The sequence below is a fragment of the Sphingomonas sp. FUKUSWIS1 genome, from assembly GCF_000733135.1.
GTDB classification, from domain to species: domain Bacteria; phylum Pseudomonadota; class Alphaproteobacteria; order Sphingomonadales; family Sphingomonadaceae; genus Sphingomonas; species Sphingomonas aerolata.
The window spans coordinates 1-3,310 of record NZ_JPJC01000217.1 but is presented as its reverse complement, the minus strand read 5'-3'; the positions used below and the strand labels follow the sequence as shown (position 1 = coordinate 3,310).

4 protein-coding genes are annotated in these 3,310 nt (G+C 66.3%); 3 read left to right on the top strand and 1 reads right to left on the bottom strand.

Annotation, left to right across the window (positions count from 1 at the left end):
• Positions 1–605, top strand: a 605-nt coding sequence (locus tag sphsw_RS13110) for a LysR substrate-binding domain-containing protein (protein ID WP_031440996.1), incomplete at its 5' end; no start/stop codon positions are given.
• 182 nt (positions 606–787) lie between these two features.
• Here sphsw_RS13110 and sphsw_RS13105 read toward each other — a convergent pair.
• Positions 788–1,243, bottom strand: coding sequence for a peptidylprolyl isomerase (locus sphsw_RS13105; protein WP_031440995.1), 456 nt, complete (start codon positions 1,241–1,243; stop codon positions 788–790).
• 108 nt (positions 1,244–1,351) lie between these two features.
• Between sphsw_RS13105 and mgtE the strand changes: the two genes are divergently transcribed.
• Together mgtE and sphsw_RS13095 are read left to right on the top strand one after the other, a co-directional pair.
• Positions 1,352–2,761 carry a magnesium transporter gene (mgtE, locus tag sphsw_RS13100; protein WP_031440994.1) on the top strand — a complete coding sequence of 470 codons (1,410 nt, stop codon included), beginning with the start codon at positions 1,352–1,354 and terminating at the stop codon, positions 2,759–2,761.
• 43 nt (positions 2,762–2,804) lie between these two features.
• Entirely contained in the window at positions 2,805–3,221 is a 417-nt protein-coding gene (locus tag sphsw_RS13095) for a DUF1489 family protein (RefSeq protein ID WP_031440993.1), read from the top strand.
• Positions 3,222–3,310 lie beyond the last annotated feature (89 nt).

Here is a 3,310-nt window from a genome sequence, read left to right as displayed (position 1 = left end):
GGCTGCGGCTCGGCATCCTGCCGCTCTATGCATCGCAGAAACTGTTCCCGCGACTCGGCGAACTGCGTGCGTCGCATCCCGAACTGCATCTCGACATCGATACCGCGGCGCATCTGGTATCGCGGCTGGGTGACGGGCTGGACGCGGTGATCGCGCTGTCGCGCGAGATCGATCCGGCCTTCTATGCGCGGCGGCTCGATCGCAATTCGGTCTATGTGATCGGTGCGCGCACCCTGCTCGACCGCGCCGATCCGATCACCCGACCCGAACAGCTCTCAACGCTGACCGCGCTGGTCCACCGCGACATGACGGATACGTTCACCGCGTGGCGGACGGCGGCTGGGCTCGACGATATCGAGCCGCTGGCGATCGATCATTTCGATTCGGGGGCGCTGATGCTCGAAGCGGCGGCGCAGGGGCTGGGCGTCGCGTTCATGCATGCCAGCCATTTCGAGGATGCGAACGATCCGCGGCTCGTGCGGCTGTTCGAAATCGAGGTGGAGAGCCCGTACAGCTATTGGTTCGTCTGCCGCCCGCGCGCGTTGCAGGCCAAGCCGGTCAAGCTGTTCCATGACTGGCTGATCAAGACGCTAGCGGAAGTTTAGCGAGGCACAGCCTCCGCTCGGATACCGGATGTACGGTTGAGAGAGGGTCAGGGTAGCAACCGCGACGCGCTTCTGACTTGAAGCGCGTCGCGGCTAAGCCGCGCCGTCGGACGGAGCTTTGCTCCGCCGGCCGGCTTCGACTGTCTCCGACGCAGCTTCGCTGCGCCGGTGCAGTCTTCAGCTCAGGCTGCGCGTGCCTTCACGATCTTGCCGGGCTGGCGCGGCGGCTCGCCCTTGGGGAGCGCGTCGATCAGCTCCATGCCGTTGGTGACTTCACCCCAGACGGTGTACTGCTTGTCGAGGAAGCGCGCGTCGTCGAACACGATGAAGAACTGCGAGTTCGCCGTGTCGGGCTGGTTGGTGCGCGCCATCGAACACACGCCGCGGACATGCGGCTCGGCCGAGAATTCGGCCTTGAGGTTCGGCTTGTCCGACCCCGACATGCCGGTGCCGGTGGGATCGCCGCCCTGCGCCATGAAGCCCGGGATCACGCGATGGAACACGACGCCGTCATAGAAGCCGTCATTGGCCAGCTCGACGATGCGCTCGACGTGCTTCGGGGCCAGATCGGGGCGCAGCTTGATCGTCACGTCACCGCCGTCGAGGGTCAGCGTCAGCGTTTCGGGGGTATCGGCCATTGGGTCTTCTCCTGAATTGATGCGCGGCAGATAGGGATCCACCCCGCGACTGGCAAATGCATGCGCGGCGCGTTAGGGCCCAAGCGCACGCTTTTAAGGGAGGCAGCCATGAGCGAACTCGAGCTTCCCGAGGTCGAAACCGAGACCCAGCCCGAAACCCAGCTCGATCGCGACGACCGGTTGCGGCCCGAATTCGTCCGCGCCGTGCTCGACGCGGTCGAGGACGGCGACAATGCGGCGGCACGCGCGCTGGTCGAGCCGCTGCACCCCGCCGACATCGCCGATCTGTTCGAGCTGACGCCGCAGGAGGATCGCGCGGCGCTGGCGCGCGCGGTCACCGATCTGCTCGACGGCGACGTGTTCGCCGAGATGAACGATTATGTCCGCGAGGATCTGATCGATGCGCTCGAGCCGCACCAGGTCGCCGACCTTGCCTCCGAACTCGATACCGATGACGCGGTCGCGATCATCGAGGACATGGACGAGGACGAGCAGCGCGCGGTGCTGCGCGCGCTCGATCCCGACGATCGCGCCGCGATCGAGGAGGCGCTGAGCTACCCCGAGGAGTCCGCGGGCCGCCTGATGCAGCGCGAGCTGATCGCGGTGCCCGAGCACTGGACCGTCGGCGACGCGATCGATTATCTGCGTGGTCACGAGGAGCTGACGACCGATTTCTGGGAAATCTTCGTCGTCGACCCCGCGCACAAGCCGATCGGCACGTGCCAGCTGTCGTGGATGCTGCGCACGCCGCGCGGGATCGCAATGGCCGATGTGATGAAGCGCGAACAGACGCTGATCCCGGTCGACATGGACCAGGAAGAGGTCGCGCTGCGCTTCCAGAAATATGCGCTGATCTCCGCCGCGGTGGTCGATCATGGCGGCCGGCTGGTCGGCATGATCACCGTCGACGACATCGTCCACATCATTTCCGAAGAGGCGGGCGAGGATACGCTGCGTCTGGCAGGGGCTGGCGACGGCGACATCAACGAACCGATCCGGCTGACGGTGCGGACGCGCTTCACCTGGCTGGTGGTCAATCTGGGCACCGCGATGGTCGCATCGTCGGTCGTCGGGCTGTTCCAGGGGACGATCGCGAGCTTCGCTCTGCTTGCGGTGCTGATGCCGATCGTATCGGGGATGGGCGGCAATGCCGGGACGCAGACGCTCGCGGTCGTGGTCCGCGCGCTCGCGACCAACCAGCTGACGAGTTCGAACACCAAGCGGATGATCGTCCGCGAATTCCGGATCGCCACGGCCAATGGCGTCATGCTGGGCACGCTGATCGGCCTGGGTACCTATGTGATCTTCCGCAACACCGACCTGTCGATCGTCATCGCCGCGGCGATGCTCACCAACAACATCACCGCAGGGCTTTCCGGCGTGCTGGTCCCGATCACGCTCGACAAGTTCCGGATCGATCCCGCGGTCTCGTCGGCGGTGTTCGTGACCACGATGACCGACACGATGGGGTTCTTCTCGTTCCTCGGCCTTGCCAGCCTGTGGGGGCTGCACGGTTGACGCTCCGGTTGACTGGCGCGGATTAGCGCCCATTTCCAGACGGATGCCGCTTCACCTCACCAAAGTCGCGTTCGGCGCGGACAGCGTCGACCATCTGGCGGAGCGCCTGCGGCTGCGCGGCGAAGAGGGCCCCGTGTTCCTCACCACCCGCTACCTGCCCAAGCGGCACGAGGAGGTTGCGGGGCCGGTCGGCGAAGGCGGCTCGATGTACTGGATCCTGAAGCACCAGCTGATCGCGCGGTCGCCGATCCTGGGCTTTGGCGAGGCGGAGGGCGGACGCGTCGCGATCCATATCGATCCCAAACTGGTGCTCGTTCAGGCACGGCCGAAACGCGCACATCAGGGGTGGCGGTATCTGGAGGGCACCGATGCGCCGCTCGATCTCGGCGGCGACGCGACCGGGCTCGACATCATGCCGCCCGCGCTGATGACCAAGCTCGCCGAACTCGCGCTGATCTAGCCAGCGCGCTTAGCGGCCGCAGATCACCGGGCCGGTGGCGGCGGCCCGGACCGTGCAGGCGGCGGTGCCCGCGACCGTGACCGAGCCGG

Bases quoted from the DNA above. Each gene is read 5' to 3' on its own strand.
- sphsw_RS13105 (WP_031440995.1), bottom strand. From the start codon at position 1,243: ATGGCCGATACCCCCGAAACGCTGACGCTGACCCTCGACGGCGGTGAC.
- mgtE (WP_031440994.1), top strand. From the start codon at position 1,352: ATGAGCGAACTCGAGCTTCCCGAGGTCGAAACCGAGACCCAGCCCGAA.
- sphsw_RS13095 (WP_031440993.1), top strand. From the start codon at position 2,805: ATGCCGCTTCACCTCACCAAAGTCGCGTTCGGCGCGGACAGCGTCGAC.